Here is a 21001-nt window from a genome sequence, read left to right on the forward strand (position 1 = left end):
TGCCGAACCGCACGGTTCGGCAGCCCCTCGGCCGTGATGCGGGCGCCGGCCTCGTCCGCGCAGCCTCAGCGCACGGTCACGCCGGTGGTCCGCTGTTCGGGAATCTGTCCGCCCACGGGGGCGTAGCGAGGGGCTCCGGTGTACCAGGCGTGCAGACCGGACAGGAAGCCTCGGGCTCCGTCGAGCCAGGCGTCGAGTGCGATCCGTTCGCCGTGGCTCAGCCCGGTCTGCTGGACGAGCGCGGGCAGTTCGCTCCGCGTGAGGTGCTCGAAGTGGGCCAGTCGGGCGGTCACCAGATCGGCGGCCGCATGCATGGCTTCCTGGACCGTGATGTCCAGGGACGTCTCGAGCACCACGACGAGGTTGTTGACGTCGTACTCGTCATGGACCTCGCGCTGGTAGGAGGCGATGTCGTTCGCGAGTCCCATGTAGTCCATGAAGGCGTCGAGCAGGGCGCAGACCGTGCGGCTCTGCCGGAGCCGTTCGGGGATCCGGGCGCCGGTGGCGAGTTCCACGGAGTACGGGGCGGTGTACGCGGCGAAGCTCTCCCGGCGGAACTGGGCGTACTCGATGAGGTCCGGGACGCGGCCGGTGAGGCTGTTGGCCAGTTCCTGGACTCCCGCGTCGATGTACTTGGCCAGTGCCTGGTTCAGTCCCTGTCGCCAGTGCGCGAGCCCTGGCGGGAACAGGCACCGCTGGAGGTCGGCCATGCCCCTCTCCACGGCGTTGACCGGCTCCGGCAGCCGGGCGCCCGGCTCCTGGGGCAGGAAGCCGTGCAGACGTGCGGTGAAGACCTGCGCTCCCGCGAGGTTCCCCGTCTGCTTGAAGGCGGAGGCGAAGTAGTCGTCCCAGGCGAGAGCCCAGAGGTTGAACCGGTGATTGAGCCGGAGGTCGGCGAGAGAGGCGTCGGGCAGGGTCCATGCCGTCAACTGGTCGACGGCCATGGCGTGGAACTGCGACCGGGTCCAGATCGCCCGGTGGCCGCCCGGGGCGTCGCCGCCGGCCACCATGCCCATCTCGCGCGCCCACGTCTCGGCCTCCTCGCGCAGGGCCGGAAGGTACGGATTGACCCGCACCGGGTACGGCATCCGCAGTGTCGGGAGTTCGATGTCCTGCACTGTCATGGGATCCCTACCTCCCTGTCGGCACCAAGCGAGGACGTGAGCGCGCCGTACTGTCGAAGGTCGTCACGGCCGACCGGGCTCGGTGCCGGAGGCCGACGGTCCACTGCCGCCCGGGGCGGAGGTCGAGCAATTCCCGCCATGGAGCGCCACGAACCTTCCCATCCCGTCCGATCCGCAATCCGGTGCTGTCGCCCACGGACTTCGATCAGACCAGTTTGTACAGAATGAAACGATCCTTCTGGTCGGGATTGGCTCAAATTCGATCCCGAAGCTGGCCATGCTCGGCCAGTAACGGCCAGCCGTCGCGGCGCGTCGGACATCGATCGGAACCACGACAGGCTCGACTCTGCGTGTCGGGAGCCTTGTCGACGCGTTGAGACTACTGATCCCTGGGGGCCGGAAGCTGCGCATGGATCGAGCCTTCGGGACGCGTTGCCTCATACCCCGGCCCCTGCGTCGCACCGGCACCACGACCAGGAAGAGAAGCCGAAGAAGTGAAGCTGCCACCCAGGCCCCACCGACGTCTCGTCGCGAGCGCCACCGTCATCGCCGCGCTCGTGGCCGGATTCGCTCCCGCCGCCGCGTCCGCCGCGCCCTCGCACCCGGCCGCCCCCGCCACGACCACCGAACGCGCCGCTCCCGCACCGGACATGGAGGGGGTGGTCGGTGCGCTGAAGGCGGCCATGGCCCACGGCGCACCGGGAGCGATGGCCCGCTTCACCGGCCCCGACGGCGCCAGGTCACGGACCGTGGGGGTCCGTGACCGCGTCTCGGGCGCGCCCATGGACACCACGGCACGCTTCCGGATCGGCAGCGTGAGCAAGACCTTCTCCAGCGTCGTCCTGCTGCAGCTGGTGGACGAGGGCGAGCTGGAACTCGACGCCCCCGTGAACCGGTACCTGCCGGCTCTGCTGCCCGACGAGCGGATCACGGTACGTCACCTCCTCACGCACCGCAGCGGGTTGCCCGACTACACGGAGAAGATGTTCGAGCGGACGGTTCCCGGCTTCGAGGCCGTACGGAACCGGGTGTTCGGCCACCAGGAGCTGGTCGACCTCTCCCTCGCCGAACCGCGCACCGTCGAGCCCGGCGCCGCCTACGCGTACTCGAACACGAACTTCGTGGTGGTCGGCATGCTCATCGAGCACGCCACCGGCAACCCGGTCGCCAAGGAGTACGAGCGCCGCATCATCAAGCGCCTGGGACTGCGCAACACCTCCTACGTGCACCCCGACACCCGGATCAAGGGAGTCCACGTGCGCGGCTACCTCCATCCGGACGAGGCCGGCGCCCCCGTCGTGGACTCCACGGAACAGACCGCGTCCTGGGCGCAGTCGGCAGGCGCCGTCATCTCCCACCCCGCGGACCTGAACACCTTCATGACCGCCCTGATGCGCGGCAGGCTGCTCTCGCCCCGCATGACGGAGGCCATGACCACGGTCACCCCGACCGACACCACCGGCACGCGCTTCTACGGGCTCGGCCTGCGCCGCTACGACCTGTCCTGCGGCACCCAGGTGTTCGGCCACACCGGCACCGTGCAGGGCTTCTACACCTACGCCTTCGCGACGCGTGACGGCCGGCGCAGCCTCGCCGCGACCGCGAACACCTCGAACCGCGGCGCCGCGAACACGGCGCTCGGCGGGACCCTGGAAGCCGCGTTCTGCGGGAAGAAGCCGCCGACGGCCCGCGGGTTCGCCACGCCGCCGACGGCGGAGCAGGACCTGCCCGAACGTCGCTGAGACGGACGGGGGCGCGCGACGCCGGTGCCCGGGCGCACGGGCGTCGCCGCCCCCGGTGACCGTGTCGAGGCCCGCCCGCCAATCGGTGGGACGCACGCCCCGAACGGGTGAGGTGAGGGCTCCGCCGCCCACGCCCGCGGCCGGCGGTGCCGGATGATCGCTGACGGTTCGGTGGACCGCCCTTCCCTGGGGGCGTACCGTCCCCAGCAACCCGGAAGGGCCGCCATGCGCATCCTGCTCATCGCCAGCAGCTTCAACAGCCTCACTCAGCGGGTCCTGGTCGAGCTGCGGGACCGCGGGCACACCGTGCCCGTGGAGGTCACGCCCGACGGACCCGCCGTGCGGGAGGCCGTCGCACGCCACGCGCCCGACCTGGTCGTCGCACCCATGCTCAAGGCCGCCGTGCCCAGGGACGTCTGGACCGCGCACCGTTGTCTGATCGTGCACCCGGGCCCCGTGGGCGACCGGGGTCCCTCGTCGCTCGACCGGGCCGTCCAGGAGTGCGTCGACGAGTGGGGCGTCACCGTCCTCCAGGCCGTGGAGGAGATGGACGCGGGCGACGCCTGGGCCTCCGTCACGTTCCGCGTACCGCGCGTCGGCAAGAGCGATCTGTACCGCAACGAGCTGTCCGACGCCGCCGTGACCGCCGTGCTCCTCGCCGTCGAGCGGGTCGCCGCCGGGGGCACGCCGCAACCGCAGACGGGTGCGATCCGGGCCCGTCCCGCCCTCCGTCAGGAACAGCGCTCGATCTCCTGGGCCGACGACACCACCGAGACCGTGCTGCGCATCCTGCGGGCCGCCGACTCACAGCCCGGGGTCCGTGACCACCTGCTCGGCGCCGAGTGGTTCCTGCACGGCGGTCACCCCGAGGACGGTCTGCGCGGCCGCCCCGGGGAGCTGCTCGCCACCCGGGCCGGCGCGGTCTGCCGCGCCACCGTGGACGGCGCGGTGTGGATCCCCGAGCTCCGGGCCCGTACCGGCGCGGGCCGGCCGCGCGCCTGCAAGCTCCCCGCCACCATGGCCCTCGCGGGGCGGTTGCCCGACATCCCCGAACTGCCGGCGCCGGTGGAAGCGGTGCCGGGCGGGCGGACCTGGTCCGACATCCGCTACCGGGAGCGGGGACCGGTCGGGACGCTGTCCTTCGCCTTCCCCGGTGGGGCGATGAGCACCGACCAGTGCCGCCGCCTGCTCGCCGCCTACGAGGCCGCCCTCACCCGCCCCACCTCCGTCCTCGTGCTCGGCGGGCAGCGCGACTTCTTCTCCAACGGCATCCACCTGAACGTCATCGAGGCCGCGGCCGACCCGGCCGCCGAGTCCTGGGCCAACATCAACGCGATGAACGACCTGGTCGAGGCGGTCCTCACCACGACCGACCGGCTCGTCGTCAGCGCGATCGGCGGCAACGCCGCCGCGGGCGGCGTGATGCTCGCCCTCGCCGCGGACGAGGTCTGGTGCCGGTCGGGTGCGGTGCTCAATCCGCACTACCGGCGCATGGGCCTGTACGGATCGGAGTACTGGACCCACACCCTTCCGCGCAAGGTGGGGGCCGCCCTGGCGGCACGGCTCACCGAGGAGGCCCGGCCGGTCTCCGCGGCGGCCTCGCTCGCCATGGGCCTGGTCGACCGGCTGGTCGACTGCGGACCGGCGGAGTTCGCCGACGAAATCACCCGGTTGGCCGCTCACCTGGCATCCCGTCCCGGCCTCCCGCTGCGTGTCGCGGAGAAGAAGGCGGAGCGCGAGCGCCGCGAGGCCCACACTCCCCTTGCCGCCCACCGTGAGCAGGAGCTCGTCCGGATGCGGCGGACCTTCGACGACCCCGCCGCGCCCTACCACGCACTGCGCCGGGCCTTCGCCCGAAAGGAGGCCGCGCGTGCGCCGTCCCCGGGCGGCCCAGGTGCGGACGCGGCCGGATCGGCCGACTGTTGAGCAAGACGTGGGCCCGCATGGAGGCCCTTCGCCCCATCCCTCCTCAGGAGGCGACTCATGAGCGCAGTAACGCCGACCCCGGTCGAGGACCAGGGTGCCGCTCCCGGCAGCGAAGAGAAGCCGATCCACATCCTCTGGATCAACGCGGGTCTGAGCTGCGACGGCGACTCCGTGGCCCTGACCGCCGCCATGCAGCCCAGCATCGAGGAGATCGCCCTCGCCGGGCTGCCGGGACTGCCGAGGATCGCGGTCCACTGGCCGCTGATCGACTTCGAGTGCGGACCGGTGGGCGGCGCCGACACGTTCATCGAGTGGTTCTTCAAGGGAGAGCGCGGCGAGATCGACCCCTTCGTGCTGGTCGTCGAGGGGTCCATCCCGAACGAGGCCATCAAGCAGGAGGGCTACTGGTGCGGCTTCGGCGACGACCCGGAGACCGGTCAGCCCATCACCACCAGCGAGTGGATCGACCGGCTGGCGCCCAAGGCGCTCGCGGTGGTCGCGATCGGTACCTGCGCGACCTACGGCGGCATCCACGCCATGGCGGGCAACCCGACCGGCGCGATGGGCGTGCCCGACTACCTCGGCTGGGACTGGAAGTCCCAGGCCGGCATCCCCATCGTGTGCGTGCCGGGCTGTCCCATCCAGCCCGACAACTTCGCGGAGACGCTGACCTACCTGCTCTACCAGGCGGTCGGCTCCGCCCCCATGATCCCGCTGGACGACAAGCTCCGTCCGACCTGGCTCTTCGGAGCGACCGTGCACGAGGGCTGCGACCGGGCCGGCTACTACGAGCAGGGCCAGTTCGCCTCGACGTACGACTCGCCCAAGTGCCTGGTCAAGCTGGGCTGCTGGGGACCGGTCGTCAAGTGCAACGTCCCCAAGCGCGGCTGGATGAACGGCGTCGGCGGCTGTCCGAACGTCGGCGGCATCTGCATCGCGTGCACGATGCCCGGCTTCCCGGACAAGTTCATGCCGTTCATGGACGAGCCTCCCGGCGGCAAGGTCTCCAGCACCGCCAGCGGCGTCTACGGCTCCGTCATCCGCCGGCTGCGGACCATCACGGCGAAGACCGTGGACAAGGAACCGAAGTGGCGGCACACCGGCGAGCGCATCACCACCGGCTACCGGCCGCCCTGGTGACCCGACGGTCACCGCACCACCCCCGCAAGACCCCCCATCCATCCCACTGTTCGCGAAGTCGAAGAGCTCACGAAGGGCACCGCAACGACCATGGCATCTCCGGCGAAGACGACGGGTGACGGCTCCGGACTGGTGGAGATGGCGTGGGACCCCATCACCCGGATCGTGGGCAGCCTCGGCATCCACACCAAGATCGATTTCAAGCAGAAGCGCGTCGCGGAGTGCTACAGCACGTCCTCCGTCTTCCGCGGCTACAGCGTCTTCATGCGGGGCAAGGACCCCCGCGACGCGCACTTCATCACCAGCCGCATCTGCGGCATCTGCGGGGACAACCACGCCACGTGCTCGGTGTACGCCCAGAACATGGCGTACGGAGTGAAGCCCCCGCACCTCGGCGAGTGGATCATCAACCTCGGTGAGTCCGCGGAGTACATGTTCGACCACAACATCTTCCAGGAGAACCTGGTCGGGGTCGACTACTGCGAGAAGATGGTCCGCGAGACGAACCCCGGGGTCCTGGAGCTCGCCGAGCGCACCGAGGCCCCGCACGCCGCCGAACACGGCTACCGCACCATCGCCGACATCATGCGCTCCCTCAACCCCCTCGAGGGCGAGTTCTACCGCGAGGCGCTGCAGGTCAGCCGCTACACCCGGGAGATGTTCTGTCTGATGGAGGGGCGTCACGTCCACCCCTCCACGCTCTACCCCGGCGGTGTCGGCACGGTCGCGTCCGTGCAGCTCTTCACCGACTACATGAGCCGGCTCATGCGGTACGTCGAGTTCATGAAGCGGGTCGTGCCGCTCCACGACGACCTCTTCGACTTCTTCTACGAGGCGCTGCCCGGCTACGAGGAGGTCGGCCGCCGCCGTGTCCTGCTCGGCTGCTGGGGCGCGCTCAACGACCCCGAGCACTGCGACTTCACCTACGCCAACATGACCGACTGGGGACGGAAGATGTTCGTCACCCCGGGCGTCGTCGTCGACGGCAAGCTGGTGACCAACGACCTCACCGAGATCAACCTCGGCATCCGCATCCTGCTCGGCAGCTCGTACTACGAGGACTGGCAGGGCCAGGAGCAGTTCGTCACGCACGACCCGCTCGGCAACCCCGTCGACCCGCGCCACCCGTGGAACCAGCACACCATCCCGGCCCCGCAGAAGCGGAACTTCGACGACAAGTACAGCTGGGTCATGTCCCCCCGGTGGTTCGACGGCAAGGACCACCTCGCGCTGGACACCGGCGGCGGTCCCATCGCCCGCCTCTGGTCCACCGCCCTGTCCGGCCTCGTCGACATCGGCTACGTCAAGGCCACCGGGCACAGCGTCGTCATCAACCTGCCCCGCACGATGACCAAGCCGGAGACCACCTTCGAGTGGAAGATCCCGCAGTGGAGCAACGCCCTGGAGCGCAACCGGGCCCGGACCTACTTCCAGGCGTACGCGGCGGCCGTCGCCCTGCACTGCGCCGAGAAGGGCCTGGAGGAGGTCCGCGCCGGACGCACCCAGACCTGGGAGAAGTTCGAGGTCCCCGACGAGTCCATCGGCGTCGGCTTCACCGAGGCCGTCCGGGGCGTCCTGTCGCACCACATGGTCATCCGCGACGGCAAGATCGCCAACTACCACCCGTACCCGCCCACGCCGTGGAACGCCTCCACCCGGGACACCTTCGGCACCCCGGGACCGTACGAGGACGCCGTGCAGAACACGCCGATCTTCGAGGAGAACACGCCCGAGAACTTCAAGGGCATCGACATCATGCGCGCCGTGCGCAGCTTCGACCCCTGTCTGCCGTGCGGCGTGCACATGTACACGGGCAACGGCAGGACCGTGAAGCAGATGCACGTGCCCACCGGTCTGAGCGGTCTGGCCGGATGAGCGCCACCACCGCCGAACAGGCGGGGCGACGGGTCGAGGAGGTCCTGGACCGGCTGGCGGAGAACGGGGACGCCGAGGCGCACGCGGCCGCAGAGGAGGTCGTCCGCGTCCTCATGGAGTTCTACGGCACCGGGCTCGCCCGCGTCGTCGACCTCCTCGGCCGCCCCGCCGCCCGTCCGCCCGCCGACCCGCTCGGACCGCTGCTCGCGGACGAACTCGTCGCCAGCCTGCTCAATCTGCACGGACTGCATCCCGAGGACGCGCCGACCCGCGTCGACCGCGCCCTCTCGGCCCTGTCGCAGCCCGTGGAGATCGCCGGATTCGACGACACGACGGGGGTGCTGAGGCTGCGGGTCACCGCCTCGTCCGGCTGTGGCTGCCCCAGCACCCAGGAGTCCGTCCGGCAGGCGGCCGTGGACGCCCTCGCGTGCTTCGCCCCCGAGGTGACCGACGTGCAGGTGGACACCGCCGCTCCGCGCGAGCCGGCGCTGCTCCAGATCGGCCCCCGACCGTCGCTCGCGGGCGCGGACGGCCGCTCATCGGCCACCGCCTCGTGAACGGGCCCCCGAACGGCACCGTCCGCGCTCCGCGCCCGACGGGACTGCGCCGCTTCACCACCCCGCGTCCGCCCCGCGAGGAACGCTGCGAGATGTGCGGGGCCCGGCTGGCGGGCGAGCACCACCCCCATCTGGTGGACGTCGACAAGCGGGCCCTGGTCTGCGCCTGCGGCCCGTGCTCGCAGCTCATGGACCGCTCCGCCGGCTCCCAGGGCCGCTTCCGCGCGGTCCCCGGCCGCTTCCTGAGCGACCCCGGGCACCGGATCGACGACCGGACGTGGGAGACGCTGCGGATCCCCGTCTCGGTCGCCTTCTTCTTCCACAACTCCGCCCTCGACCGGCCGGTGGCGCTCTATCCGAGCCCCGCCGGCGCCACCGAGAGCGAGCTGGAGGAGTCGGCCTGGCGCTCCGTCCTCGACGCCACACAGCTCGCCGCCCACCTCGAAGCCGACGTGGAGGCCCTGCTGCTGCGCCGCCACGAGGGCCGCACCGAGTGCTTCCTCGTGCCCATCGACATCTGCTACGAACTGGTGGGCCGCATGCGACTGCTCTGGCAGGGCTTCGACGGAGGCGCCGAGGCGCGCGCCGACCTCGACGCCCTCTTCACCCGCGTACGCGACCTGGCGAGCGAGCCGCAGGGGAGCCGGCCGTGACCGAGTTCTCCTTCAGCTGCACCGACGTCCGCGCCGACCCCTACGCGGCCGGCCCCACCCTCGTGTTCCGGCTGCGGATCACCGCGACCGGCGGCACCCGGGTCCACGCCATGGCGCTGCGCTGCCAGATCCGCATCGAACCCGCCCGACGCGGCTACGACGACCACGAGGCCGAGGCCCTGGGCGACCTCTTCGGCGAACGCTCCCGGTGGGGCACCAGCCTCAACCCGGTCCAGTTCGCGCACGCGTCCGTCATGGTGCCCGGCTTCACCGGCGAGATCGAGACCGACCTCGTCGTGCCGTGCACCTACGACACCGACATCGCCGCGTCCCGCTACCTCCGGGCACTCTCCGACGGCGACGTACCGCTGCTCCTGCTCTTCTCCGGCACCGCCTTCACCGGAGCCGGCGGCTTCCACGTCGAACCCGTGCCCTGGGACAGGGAGGTCGCGCACCGGATGCCCGTGAAGGTCTGGCGGGAGATGATCGACCAGCACTTCCCCGGCTGCGGATGGATCCGGCTCCCGGGCGACGCGATGGACGCCCTGCTCGCCTACCGCTCGCGCCGCGCCCTGCCGTCCTGGCAGGCCACCGTCGACTCCCTGCTCGAAGCGGCGGGGGAGAGGACACGATGACCACCGTCGCCTTCACCCCCGGCACCGAGGCACGTTTCGCCGTCGCCCGGCACGTCGCCGACGCCGTCCTCTTCGAGGGGTACGTGCTCTACCCGTACCGCGCGTCCGCGGCGAAGAACCGGCTCCGCTGGCAGTTCGGGGTCCTGGTCCCACCGTCCTGGAGCGCCGCCTCCGAGGAGCACGCCTTCCAGCACACCGAGTGCCTGATCGAGCCCAGGGCCGGCGCCGAACTCGCCGTGGAGGTCCGCTTCCTGCGCGCCCAGCGCCGTGCCGTCGAGGAACTGCGCCCCGACGGAACCCATGTCCCGACCGGCGAACTCCGCCTGGACGACCGGGTCCTGGTCCCCTGGGACGAGGGCGTCGAGGAGCGGATCACCCTCGTCGTCCCGGTCGCCGACCTGGGCGGCGACGGCACCGCCCTGCCCTTCACCCTCCCCGCCGCCGAGGAGACGGAGGAGGTCACCGACGCCCAAGGACGCGCCCTCGGCCGGCTGCTGCGCCGGCGCGAGGAGATCAGCGGCACCCTGAGGATCTCGGCGGCCGAACTCGACGGCCCGTACCGGGTCCAGCGCCTCTCGGTCATGGTGGAGAACACCAGCACGTGGACCGCGGAGCCCGGCGCCGACCGCCACGCGGCCCTGCCGTACTCCCTCGTCGCCACGCACACGCTGCTCCGCCTCGACGGAGGATCGTTCCTCTCGATGACGGACCCGCCGGAATGGGCCAAGGGCGCCGTCGCCGGCTGCCGCAACCTGCACACCTGGCCCGTCCTCGCCGGCGAACCCGGCCGCGACGACCTGATGCTCTCCTCCCCCATCATCCTGGAGGACCATCCGGCCATCGCCCCCGAGAGCCCCGGCGCCCTCTACGACGCCACCGAGATCGACGAGATCCTCGCCCTGCGCACCGCCGCCCTCACCGACGAGGAGAAGCGCGAAGCCCGCGGGACCGACGACCGCGCCGCCGCGGTGATCGACCTCGCGGACACGATGCCGCCCGAGGTCCTGGAGCGCCTGCACGGAGCCGTACGCAGCCTCCAGAGCGTCACCGGGCCGAAGGCACCCGCCGGGAACGTCCTCGAACCGGACACCCCCTGGTGGGACCCGGGCGGCGACACCGGCGTCGATCCCGGCAGCGACCACGTCCTCGTCGACGGGCGCGCGGTCCGCGCCGGCAGCAGGGTCGTCCTGCGCCCGAGGCTGCGCCGCACCGACGCCCAGGACCTGTTCCTCGACGGCCGCGCGGCCCTGGTCGAGGCGGTCCTGCACGACGTCGACGGCGGGGTGCACATCGCCGTGACGGTGGAGGACGACCCGGGCGCCGACATCCGCCGCGAACAGGGCCGGTTCCTGTACTTCCAGCCCGACGAGGTCGCGCTCCCGGAGGACGCGTGACCGGCGCCGCGCCCGCGAAGGGGCGCACCCTGGTGGCCGGCGTCGGCAACATCTTCCTCGGCGACGACGGCTTCGGGGTCGAGACCCTGAGACGGCTCACCCGGGAGGACCTGCCGCCGACCGTCGAGCTGGCCGATGTCGGAGTCCGCGGCGTCCACCTCGCCTACCAGCTCCTCGACGGCTGGGACACCCTCGTCCTCGTCGACGTCACCGCCCGCGGCGGCGAACCGGGAACGCTGTACCTCATCGACGCCTCGGCATCCGGCGAACGGACGTCCACGGAGCCGCCCGCCCCGATCGACGGCCACCGGATGACGCCCGACACCGTCCTCGCCCTGCTCGACACCCTGTGCGCGGGAACCGGAGCCGCACCACCACGGCGCATCCACGTCGTCGGCTGCGAACCGGCCCACCTCGACGAAGGCATCGGGCTCAGCCCGCAGGTCGCCGCCGCGGTGCCCGAGGCCGTGCGCATGGTCACCGAACTGGTCCGCCAGGAAGCCGCCGTATGAAGACCGAAACGGAGAGCCCCATGCACAAGAGCGTCCTCGGCGCCACCGCCGCCGTCACCGCCGCCCTGGCCGTCGTGGCCGTCGTCGCGGGAGTCCTCCCCGACCTGCGCCGCTACCTGCGCATCAGCAGGATGTGACCCTCCGGGGCGGGGCGGTCCGGGCCGTGGCGCGGGCCGGATGGGCGCGGGAGCGGCTGCACCGAACGGACGACACCGCAGTACGGTCCCGGCGCGCCGGGCGGGCCCGCCCGGCCGCCCGGCCTCTAATGGCGCCCGAGGCCCACCCCCGCGCCCAGGACGGAGACCGATGCACGAGATGTCCCTCGCGGTCGCCGTCGTCGACCAGGTCGAGGCCGCGGCGACGTCCCGCGGGGCCGTCGGTGTCAGCAGCATCGAGCTGGACGTGGGCGAACTGGCCGGAGTCGTCCCCGACGCCCTCGCCTTCTGCTTCGACCTCGCCTGTGCCGGCACCGTCGTCGAGGGCGCCGAGCTGATCACCCGCACCGTCCCGGGCACCGCGCGCTGCGCGTCGTGCGCGGAGGTGTGGGCGGTCGGCATGCCGCCGGAGCTGCTCTGTCCCGGCTGCGGCGCCGCAGCCGACGCACTCGTCTCCGGCCGCGAACTGCGGATCCGGGAGGTCCGCTGGGCCGACCCCGAAGCGGCGAGCGACCGCGATCGCCAACCGATCACCGAGGAGAACTGAGCATGTGCCGAGCCGTCGACCTCCAGCGTGCCGTCCTCGCCAGGAACGAGGCCGCGGCCCAGATCCTGCGCACCGAACTCGGCGCCCGCGGCACCACCGTGGTCAACCTGCTGTCCAGCCCGGGGAGCGGGAAGACCGCCCTGCTGGAACGCGAACTCGGGCTCGCCGGCGAACGGGGCGTCAGCGTCGCCGCGCTCACCGCCGACCTGGCCACGGAGAACGACGCCCGGCGTCTGGCCCGTTCCGGAGTCCCCGTCAAGCAGGTGCTCACCGACGGCCTGTGCCATCTGGAGGCCGACATGGTCGCCCGGCACCTGCACGACTGGCTGCCCGAATCCACACGCCTGCTCTTCGTCGAGAACGTCGGCAACCTCGTCTGCCCCGCCGGCTACGACCTGGGCGAATCCCTCCGGGTCGTGCTGGCCTCGGTGACCGAGGGGGAGGACAAGCCGCTCAAGTACCCGACGGCGTTCGGTCTCGCGCAGCTGGTGATCGTCACGAAGACGGACATGGCCGAGGCGGCGGAGTTCGACGAGGCGGCCTTCCGCGCCCACGTGCAGCAGGTCAACCCCGGTGTGGAGGTCGTGCTCAGCTCCGTACGCGACGGCCGCGGCGCGGGAGCGCTCCTGGACCGGGCCCTCGCCGCGGCCGAGGGGAACCGCGTCCACACTCCGGTGATGGCCCAGGCCGGCGCGTGACCACGGCGCGGCCCGGAACCGCACCCGAGACGGCCGCGGCGCGCAGCCGCGTGGTCGTGCGCGGTGTCGTGCAGGGCGTGGGCTTCCGGCCCTTCGTCTACGCCCTCGCCACCGGGCTGCGGCTGTCCGGCCACGTCACCAACACGACGGACGGAGTCGTCGCGGAGGTCGAGGGCGCCGCCGAGGACGTCGCCGCGTTCTGCGCCCGGCTCGCGAGCGACGCGCCGCCGCTGGCGCGGGTGGAGTCGGTCGAGGCGGCCGAGATGACCGTGAGCGGGGGCAGCGGGTTCACGATCGTGCCCTCCCGGCAGGGCGGCGCCGTCCGTACGCTCGTCCCCCCGGACACGGCCACCTGTGTCGACTGCCTCGCCGAGCTCGCGGACCCGGCGGACCGACGTCATCTCCACCCCTTCATCACGTGCACCCACTGCGGCCCGCGGTTCACGATCGTCACCGGTCTGCCGTACGACCGGGTGCACACCACGATGGCGGACTTCCCGATGTGCCCGGAGTGCGCCCGTGAGTACACGGACCCGGCCGACCGGCGCTTCCACGCACAGCCCGTCGCCTGCCCGAGCTGCGGCCCCCGCCTGAGGCTGGTCCTGGCACGAGGAGGCCCCGGCCTCCCCGGCACCGGCCCGGCCCCGGACGCCGGCGCACGTGCCGACGGCGACGACCTCGGCACCGGCGCGGACGCCGGCGTCCGTTCCGACCGCGACGACCTCGGTACCGGCGCGGCCCCGCACCCCGGCGTCCGTTCCGACCGCGATGACCTCGGCACCGGAGCGGACCCCGGCTGGTGTGCCGACCGCGACGCCCCCGGAACGCTCACCGATGCGGGTGCCGATCCGGTCGCCGTCGCGCGCCGGATGCTCATGGCCGGCGCGATCCTCGCGGTCAAGGGCCTGGGCGGCTACCACCTGGCCTGCGACGCGACGAACGCCGACGCGGTCGCCGAACTGCGCCGTCGCAAGGCGCGTGGTGACAAACCGTTCGCGCTCATGGCGGCGGACCTCGCCGACATCGAGCCCCTCGTCCACCTCGGTCCGCTCGAACGGAAGCTCCTCGCCGGCACCGTCCGGCCCGTCGTCCTCCTGCGGCGCCGCGACGACGCCCGGCCGCGCGAAGGGGCCGCGCCCGCCCGGGCGGTGGCCCCGGGCAGCCCGGACCTCGGCGTCATGCTCCCGTACACCCCCGTCCACCATCTGCTCCTCGGACTCGGCGCGCCGGACCCGGCGGCGGGGCCCCGCCTGCTGGTGATGACCAGCGGCAACCTGTCGGGCGAGCCCATCGTCACCGACGACGCCGAGGCCCTGACCAGGCTCGCCGGCCTGGCGGACGCCTGGCTGCTGCACGACCGTCCCATCCACGTGCCCTGCGACGACTCCGTCGTCCGAGTCTGCGACGGCGAGCAGCTGACACTGCGCCGCTCCCGCGGCTACGCCCCGCTGCCGGTCACCCTGCCCGTGGACGTCGCCCCCGCGCTCGCCGTGGGCGGCGATCTGAAGAACACCTTCTGTCTCGGCGAGGGACGCCAGGCATGGCTCTCCGCCCACATCGGCGACATGGACGACCTGGCCACCCAGCTCGCCCTCGACTCCGCCGAGCGGCAGCTGGAGTCGGTCACGGGAGTACGCCCCGGGCTGCTCGCCGCGGACCGCCACCCCGCCTACCGGTCCACTCGCTGGGCCCGGCGGCATGCCGCGGGCAGACCCGTCGTCCCGGTGCAGCACCACCACGCCCACGTCGCGGCGGCGATGGCCGAGAACGGCCTCGACGGCACGCGGCCCGTGATCGGTGTGGCCTTCGACGGCACCGGCTACGGGCTCGACGGCGCCGTCTGGGGCGGGGAGTTCCTCGTCGCGGACTACGCCGGGTTCTCCCGGTTCGCGCACCTGGCCTACGTACCCCTGCCCGGCGGTGACGCGGCCGTGCGACGGCCCTACCGCATGGCCCTGGCCCATCTGCGGGCCGCCGGCCTCGCCGCCGATCCCGCGCTGCCCTGCGTGCGCGCCTGTGAGCCCGGAGAACTCGCCGTACTTGAGAGGCAGTTGGCGCGCGAGCTGAACTGCGCGCCCACATCCAGCATGGGGCGCCTCTTCGACGCGGTCTCCTCCCTCGCGGGAATCTGCCACCACGCCGGATACGAGGCGCAGGCCGCCATCGAGCTGGAGGCCGCGGCCCTGCGCGAACCCGGCGCGGCGGAGGACGGACGCTATGCCTTCCGGTGGGGCGCGCGGCGGACCGGGGTCCCGCTCACCGCCGACCCCGCGCCCCTGCTGACGGCGGTGGCCGCCGACGTGCTCGACGGCACCCCCGCGACCCTCGTCGCGGCGCGGTTCCACCGTGCCGTGGCACGGCTCGTACGCACGGTCTGCGCCGCCGCCCGCGAGGAGACCGGTGTGGGGACGGTCGCCCTGACCGGGGGAGTGTTCGCCAACACGGTGCTCTCCTCGGCCTGCGCCCACGGCCTGCGGGAGGACGGCTTCACCGTGCTGCGCCATCGCCTGATCCCGCCGAACGACGGCGGTCTGGCGCTCGGCCAGCTCGTCGTGGCCGCGCGGGTCACCGACCGGGCGGCCTCCGGCACACCACGACGAGAGCGACAGTGAGGAGACACCCATGTGCCTGGCGGTACCCGGAAGAGTGCTGGACGTGGAGGACCGGGACGGCACCCGGATGGCCACCGTCGACTTCGGCGGAGTGGTCAAGGAGGTGTGCCTGGAGTATCTGCCGGACCTGAAGCCGGGGGAGTACGCCATCGTCCACGTCGGGTTCGCCCTGCAGCGTCTGGACGAGGAGTCGGCCAGGAGGACGCTGGAGCTGTTCGAGACCCTCGGCATGCTCCAGGAGGAGTTCGGCGACCCGTGGGAGGCCGCCGAAGCGACGGGCGGCGAGCGGCCGGCGCAGGACGGCCTCGCCGGAGAGGTGACGCGGTGAAGTACATCGACGAGTTCCAGGACCCCGAGCTGGCCCGCCGGCTGCTCGACGAGATCCGGGCGACGGTGACCAGGCCCTGGGCGCTGATGGAGGTCTGCGGCGGTCAGACGCACACCATCATCCGGCACGGCATCGACCAACTACTGCCACCTGAGGTGGAGTTGATCCACGGACCGGGCTGTCCGGTGTGCGTGACGCCGCTGGAGGTGATCGACAAGGCGCTGGAGATCGCGTCCCGTCCGGGAGTGATCTTCTGCTCGTTCGGGGACATGCTCCGGGTGCCCGGGACGGGCCGTGACCTCTTCCAGGTCCGCGGGCAGGGGGGTGACGTCAGGGTCGTCTACTCGCCGCTCGACGCGCTGCGGATCGCCGAGCAGAACCCCGACCGCGACGTGGTCTTCTTCGGCATCGGGTTCGAGACGACGGCACCGCCCAACGCGATGACGGTGTACCAGGCGCGCAAGCTCGGCATCCGCAACTTCAGCCTGCTGGTCTCGCACGTCCGGGTGCCCCCGGCGATCGAGGCGATCATGAACTCGCCGGACTGCCGCGTCCAGGGGTTCCTCGCCGCCGGGCACGTGTGCAGCGTGATGGGCACGGAGGAGTACCCCGAACTGGCGGAACGCCACCGGGTGCCGATCGTCGTCACCGGCTTCGAACCGCTGGACATCCTCGAAGGCGTGCGGCGGACCGTGCTCCAACTGGAGCGCGGGGAGCACACCGTCGAGAACGCCTATCCGCGCGCCGTGCTGCCCGAGGGCAACCCGGCCGCCCGGGCGATGCTCGACGACGTCTTCGAGGTCACCGACCGCGCGTGGCGCGGGATCGGCGTCATCCCGCGGAGCGGCTGGCGGCTCTCGGAGCGGTACCGCGCGTACGACGCCGAGCAGCGGTTCTCCGTCGAGGGGATCGACACCCGCGAGCCGGCCGAATGCCGCAGTGGCGAGGTCCTGCAGGGGCTGCTCAAGCCCCACGAGTGCGAGGCATTCGGCACGACCTGCACGCCCCGCTCCCCGCTCGGCGCGACCATGGTCTCCAGCGAGGGGGCGTGTGCCGCGTACTACCTCTACCGCCGGCTCGACCTCGGCATCCCGTCGGTGAAGTCCACGGCCCTGGAGGGCAGTTCCGTTGTCTGATCTCACCCGCGTCACCCCTGCGGACCAGGCGCCCGACATGCTCTCCTGGACCTGCCCGGCGCCCCTGCGGGACCAGTCGCGCGTGGTGATGGGCCATGGCGGGGGAGGCGCGCTCTCCGCGGAACTGGTCGAACAGGTCTTCGCGCCCGCCTTCGGCGGACCCGCGCTCTCCGTCACCACCGACGCGGCCACCGTCGAACTGGGCGGCGCCCGGCTGGCCTTCTCCACCGACTCCTTCGTCGTGCGGCCCCTGTTCTTCCCCGGAGGCAGCATCGGCGACCTCGCCGTCAACGGCACGGTGAACGACCTCGCCATGAGCGGTGCCCGCGCCGCCTACCTGTCCTGCGGGTTCATCCTGGAGGAGGGCGTCGAGACCGAGGTGGTGACCCGGGTGGCGCACGCCCTCGGGGCGGCGGCCCGAGCGGCGGGCGTCCAGGTGGCCACCGGCGACACCAAGGTGGTGGAGGCGGGCCACGGCGACGGCGTGTACATCAACACCTCCGGAATCGGTCTGATCCCGCCCGGGGTCGACCTCCGCCCCCAGCGCGTCGTACCCGGCGACGTGGTGATCGTCAGCGGCCCCGTCGGCGTCCACGGCGTGGCGATCATGAGTGTGCGCGAGGGCCTGGAGTTCGGTGTCGAGATCGAGAGCGACTGCGCGGCCCTCGGCGGACTGGTCGAGGCGATGCTCGCGGTCACGCCGGACCTGCACGTGCTGCGCGACCCCACCCGGGGCGGCCTCGCGGCCTCCCTCAACGAGATCGCGGCCGCGTCGGGCACCGGGGTCGTCCTCCAGGAACGGGCCGTCCCCGTGCCCGCTCCGGTGGCCAACGCCTGCGCGGTGCTCGGCCTCGATCCGATGTACGTGGCGAACGAGGGGAAGCTGGTGGCCTTCGTCCCGCGCGAGCAGGCCGACGCCGTGCTCGCGGCGATGCGCGCGCACCCGCTGGGAGCCGGGGCGGCCGTGATCGGGGAGGCCGTCGAGGCGCACCCGGGCATGGTGGTCGCCCGTACCGGTCTCGGTGGCACGCGGGTGGTGGACATGCCGCTCGGCGAGCAGCTGCCCCGGATCTGCTGAGGGTCAGCCCCGGGCGCGGCGGTCGCGGGCGGTGTCGAGGGTCCAGGTGTGGGTGCAGTTCGGGCACTGCAGATGGACCCTGGGCCCCTTGTTGGCGATCAGGTAGCGCCAGTGCTCCGCGCAGTTGCGCCGGTCCGTGCAGGTCGCGCAGTCGCGGGCGTCGTCGCAGCCCGGGCAGGCCACCCAGGCGCGGCGGGCCCGGTCGGCGTGGGGGTCAATGGGAAGCCGCACGGCCCGGCTCCTGTCCGGGCAGCACGCCCGCCGCCACCAGCATGTCGTGGATCCGCTGCTGCTCGGCGTCCAGACCCGAGTAGAGCAGGGCGTACGCGGCCTCCTCCTCCCGCAGGACGGCCACGGGGTCCCAGTCGGGTCCCAGGGCCGCGACGACCTCGGCCCGTCGGCGGGCTTCCTCGGCGGTGAGGTCGATGGTGAAGGTGACGTGGTCGGGGGTGTGGCTCATGGCGGTGCTTTCGGCGGAATCGAACAGGATTCGCCACGTCTACCAGAGCGGGCGCCGGGTGCGGAAGGGGGGAGGGCCTGTGGAGACTGTGGCGCATCTCATGGGAAACCGGACAGACTCGCCGGTCCCGTCCCCGCTCGGCGGGCCGCCGCGCGCGGTGACGCCGGTCCGTACGGGGGCGCCGTCGGGCCTCCGGCGCGACGATGGGGGTGTGGGAAGCGCGACCGCGGGTCGTCCGGACCACGGCGGAAGCATCGTGCGGCCGGTCGCGCCCGAGGCGACGACCGGTCCCTGAGCGTGAAGGGAGGGCGCCGGTGAGTGAGCATCCGATCGAGGAGCTGATCAGCGTGGCCGCGCAGCACGCCGGCGGCTGGCTGGGCTCCCTCGCGGTGGCGCAGGTGGCCACCGCGGCCGACGGGACGGTGGTCCGCTGGAACCACGGCGCCCAGGAGCTCCTCGGCTACGCCCCGCCGCAGGTCGTGGGGCGGCACATCTCCGAGCTGCTGCATCCGGGCGCCGACCGCAGCCTCGGCCGCTCCCTGTGGGAGACGGCGTCCACCGGGCGCGGGGTGATGGGTACGGTCACCGCCTGGCACCACGACGACTACCCGCTGGAGCTGGAGATCTGGGCCTGCCCCGTCCCCGACCGGCGCCGCGGCGCCTCAGCGGTACTCATCTTCGCCGCGGAGGCGCACACGACCCGCCGGATCCGCGGAACCTCGGCGGTCTGGGACGGACTGTTCGCCCGCTCGCCGGTCGGCATCGGCCTGCTCGACACCGAGCTCCGCTTCCTGAGGGTCAACCCCGCGCTCGAGGAGATGAACGGTCTGACGGAGTCCGCCCATGTCGGACGGCGCCTCAGCGAGCTGCTGCCCGACGTCAACGCGGGCGAGATCGAGGAGGCGATGCGTCAGGCCCTGGCCTTCGGCGAGCCCGTACTGGACCGGCAGCGCACCGGCCGGACCCCGGCCGACCCCGACCACGACCACGTCTGGTCCTGCTCGTACGTCCGGATGCAGGACCCGAGCGGCCTGCCCATCGGCGTGGTCGCCACCCTCGTCGACGTCACCGCCCAGCACCGGGACCACGTGGAGGCGGAGGCCGGACGGCGCAGGCTCGCGCTGCTGAGCGAGGCCAGCTCCCGCATGGGAGCCAGTCTGGACATGGAACGCACCGCCCAGGAACTGGCCGACCTCGCCGTGCCGCAGCTGGGGGATGCCGTCACCGTCGACATCCTGGACAGCCTCGCCCGCGGCGACGAACCGGGCCCGGGGCTCGCCGGCGGCGTCGAAGTGCGCAGGCTGGGGAAGGCGCCGCTGGCCGGTACCGCGATCACGCGCCTCCTCGCCCCGCTCGGCCGCACGCTCACCTTCCCGGCCGGGGCCCCCTACACCCAGGCCATCAAGGCCCGCCAGCCGTATCTGATCGCCCACCTCGACGAGCAGTCGCTCGCCCATGTGAACCGGTACTCCAGCGTGCCCGCCCAGCTGGTCGGCAAGGGGGTGCACTCGTTCATGATGGTGCCGCTGATCGCCCGCGACCTCGTTCTCGGCGTGGCCACGTTCTGCCGCACCCGGCCCGGCGCGCCGTACGGTTCCGAGGACGTCACCCTCGCCGGCGAGCTCACCACCCGCGCCGCCGTCAGCATCGACAACGCCCGCCTGTACCAGCACGAGCACGAGACCGCCGTCGTCCTGCAGCGCAGCATGCTGCCGCAGCACCTCACACCGCCGCCGGGCATCGAGATCGCCCACCGCTACCTGCCCGCGAGCGACATCAACGAGGTCGGGGGCGACTGGTACGACGTGCTGCCGCTCCCCGGCGGCAAGGCGGGTCTGGCCATCGGTGACGTGATGGGGCACGGCATCGCCGCCGCCGCGGTCATGGGCCGCCTCTCGGCGACCGTGCGGGCCCTGGTACGCCTCGACATGCCCCCGGTCGACCTGCTGCACCAACTGGAGGCCACCCTCGCCGATCTCGCCGAGCCGATGCTCGCCACCTTCCTCTACGTGGTCTGCGACCCCGTCACGGGCCACTGCACCATCACCCGCGCCGGCCACCCGCCGCCGGCCGTCCTGGAGCCCGACGGCAGGGCCTACATCCCCGCGACCTCGTCCGGGGTCCCCCTCGGCGTCGGTGGGGTCGACTTCACGACGACCGAACTCACCTTGCCCGCGGGCAGCGTCCTGATCCTCTTCACCGACGGTCTCATCGAAGGCCGCGGCACCGATCTCGACGAACGCTTCGCCGATCTGACGCGCCTGCTCACCGAACCCCAGACCTCCCTGGACCACGTCTGCGATTCCCTGATCACCCGCCTGGTGCCCGGCTCGGCCGACGACGACATCACCGTGCTCGCGGCCCGCATGACGCCCCCTGTGACCAAGTCCCCTTAGCATCCGGTCCGTCGAGCCACGGAAGGCCGGTGC

The 21001-nt window shown here is 72.4% G+C and carries 20 protein-coding genes; 17 read left to right on the forward strand and 3 right to left on the reverse strand.

From position 1 onward, the window contains the following. Window positions 1–65: 65 nt before the first annotated feature. Window positions 66–1124: a hypothetical protein gene (locus AB0D99_RS06815; protein WP_362357724.1), complete on the reverse strand. Its 1059-nt coding sequence runs from the start codon at window positions 1122–1124 to the stop codon at window positions 66–68. Between the two features lie 500 nt (window positions 1125–1624). Here AB0D99_RS06815 and AB0D99_RS06820 point away from each other — a divergent pair, with 500 nt between their 5' ends. From AB0D99_RS06820 to hypE, 16 genes are all read left to right on the forward strand, one after another. Further along, window positions 1625–2866 (forward strand): serine hydrolase domain-containing protein, encoded by a 1242-nt coding sequence (locus tag AB0D99_RS06820; protein ID WP_362358157.1) that lies wholly within the window; start codon window positions 1625–1627, stop codon window positions 2864–2866. A 225-nt stretch (window positions 2867–3091) separates the two neighbouring features. Continuing rightward, complete coding sequence (locus AB0D99_RS06825; protein WP_362357726.1) at window positions 3092–4792, forward strand: enoyl-CoA hydratase-related protein; 1701 nt, start codon at window positions 3092–3094, stop codon at window positions 4790–4792. Window positions 4793–4849: 57 nt separating this feature from the next. Next, window positions 4850–5932: a hydrogenase expression protein HypE gene (locus AB0D99_RS06830; protein WP_362357728.1), complete on the forward strand. Its 1083-nt coding sequence runs from the start codon at window positions 4850–4852 to the stop codon at window positions 5930–5932. A 90-nt stretch (window positions 5933–6022) separates the two neighbouring features. Continuing rightward, complete coding sequence (locus AB0D99_RS06835) at window positions 6023–7807, forward strand: nickel-dependent hydrogenase large subunit (protein ID WP_362357730.1); 1785 nt, start codon at window positions 6023–6025, stop codon at window positions 7805–7807. After that, window positions 7804–8364, forward strand: coding sequence for a hypothetical protein (locus AB0D99_RS06840; protein ID WP_362357732.1), 561 nt, complete (start codon window positions 7804–7806; stop codon window positions 8362–8364). The genes AB0D99_RS06835 and AB0D99_RS06840 overlap by 4 nt, the downstream gene beginning before the upstream one ends. Further along, on the forward strand, window positions 8361–9017 hold the full coding sequence (locus AB0D99_RS06845) for a DUF5947 family protein (RefSeq protein ID WP_362357734.1): 657 nt from the start codon (window positions 8361–8363) through the stop codon (window positions 9015–9017). Before AB0D99_RS06840 ends, AB0D99_RS06845 begins: the two co-directional genes overlap by 4 nt. After that, window positions 9014–9652 carry a DUF6084 family protein gene (locus AB0D99_RS06850; RefSeq protein ID WP_362357736.1) on the forward strand — a complete coding sequence of 213 codons (639 nt, stop codon included), beginning with the start codon at window positions 9014–9016 and terminating at the stop codon, window positions 9650–9652. The genes AB0D99_RS06845 and AB0D99_RS06850 overlap by 4 nt, the downstream gene beginning before the upstream one ends. After that, the gene (locus AB0D99_RS06855) at window positions 9649–11046 is read left to right on the forward strand and encodes a hypothetical protein (RefSeq protein ID WP_362357738.1); all 1398 of its coding nucleotides are present in this window, start codon (window positions 9649–9651) and stop codon (window positions 11044–11046) included. Before AB0D99_RS06850 ends, AB0D99_RS06855 begins: the two co-directional genes overlap by 4 nt. Further along, entirely contained in the window at window positions 11043–11558 is a 516-nt protein-coding gene (locus AB0D99_RS06860) for a hydrogenase maturation protease (RefSeq protein ID WP_362357740.1), read from the forward strand. Before AB0D99_RS06855 ends, AB0D99_RS06860 begins: the two co-directional genes overlap by 4 nt. Further along, window positions 11555–11695 carry a hypothetical protein gene (locus tag AB0D99_RS06865; protein ID WP_362357742.1) on the forward strand — a complete coding sequence of 47 codons (141 nt, stop codon included), beginning with the start codon at window positions 11555–11557 and terminating at the stop codon, window positions 11693–11695. The genes AB0D99_RS06860 and AB0D99_RS06865 overlap by 4 nt, the downstream gene beginning before the upstream one ends. A 169-nt stretch (window positions 11696–11864) precedes the next feature. After that, entirely contained in the window at window positions 11865–12260 is a 396-nt protein-coding gene (locus tag AB0D99_RS06870) for a hydrogenase maturation nickel metallochaperone HypA (protein WP_362357744.1), read from the forward strand. 2 nt (window positions 12261–12262) lie between these two features. Next, on the forward strand, window positions 12263–12958 hold the full coding sequence (gene hypB, locus AB0D99_RS06875; protein ID WP_362357746.1) for a hydrogenase nickel incorporation protein HypB: 696 nt from the start codon (window positions 12263–12265) through the stop codon (window positions 12956–12958). Further along, the gene (gene hypF / locus AB0D99_RS06880) at window positions 12955–15570 is read left to right on the forward strand and encodes a carbamoyltransferase HypF (RefSeq protein WP_362357748.1); all 2616 of its coding nucleotides are present in this window, start codon (window positions 12955–12957) and stop codon (window positions 15568–15570) included. The genes hypB and hypF overlap by 4 nt, the downstream gene beginning before the upstream one ends. A gap of 10 nt (window positions 15571–15580) precedes the next feature. Continuing rightward, window positions 15581–15898 carry a HypC/HybG/HupF family hydrogenase formation chaperone gene (locus AB0D99_RS06885; protein WP_362357750.1) on the forward strand — a complete coding sequence of 106 codons (318 nt, stop codon included), beginning with the start codon at window positions 15581–15583 and terminating at the stop codon, window positions 15896–15898. Beyond that, window positions 15895–17034, forward strand: a complete 1140-nt coding sequence (gene hypD / locus AB0D99_RS06890) for a hydrogenase formation protein HypD (protein WP_362357752.1) — start codon at window positions 15895–15897, stop codon at window positions 17032–17034. The genes AB0D99_RS06885 and hypD overlap by 4 nt, the downstream gene beginning before the upstream one ends. Window positions 17035–17071: 37 nt before the next feature. Beyond that, window positions 17072–18112, forward strand: a complete 1041-nt coding sequence (gene hypE / locus AB0D99_RS06895; RefSeq protein WP_362358158.1) for a hydrogenase expression/formation protein HypE — start codon at window positions 17072–17074, stop codon at window positions 18110–18112. Between the two features lie 3 nt (window positions 18113–18115). On the opposite strand, the gene AB0D99_RS06900 is transcribed toward hypE, so the two are convergent. Together AB0D99_RS06900 and AB0D99_RS06905 are read right to left on the reverse strand one after the other, a co-directional pair. Beyond that, complete coding sequence (locus AB0D99_RS06900; RefSeq protein ID WP_362357754.1) at window positions 18116–18343, reverse strand: hypothetical protein; 228 nt, start codon at window positions 18341–18343, stop codon at window positions 18116–18118. After that, window positions 18327–18572, reverse strand: coding sequence for a DUF6400 family protein (locus AB0D99_RS06905; RefSeq protein WP_362357756.1), 246 nt, complete (start codon window positions 18570–18572; stop codon window positions 18327–18329). The genes AB0D99_RS06900 and AB0D99_RS06905 overlap by 17 nt, the downstream gene beginning before the upstream one ends. 314 nt (window positions 18573–18886) lie before the next feature. Between AB0D99_RS06905 and AB0D99_RS06910 the strand changes: the two genes are divergently transcribed. Continuing rightward, complete coding sequence (locus AB0D99_RS06910) at window positions 18887–20968, forward strand: SpoIIE family protein phosphatase (protein WP_362357758.1); 2082 nt, start codon at window positions 18887–18889, stop codon at window positions 20966–20968. Window positions 20969–21001: the final 33 nt, after the last annotated feature.

Source organism: Streptomyces sp. NPDC047971 (assembly GCF_040653355.1).
In the GTDB taxonomy this organism is placed as follows: domain Bacteria; phylum Actinomycetota; class Actinomycetes; order Streptomycetales; family Streptomycetaceae; genus Streptomyces.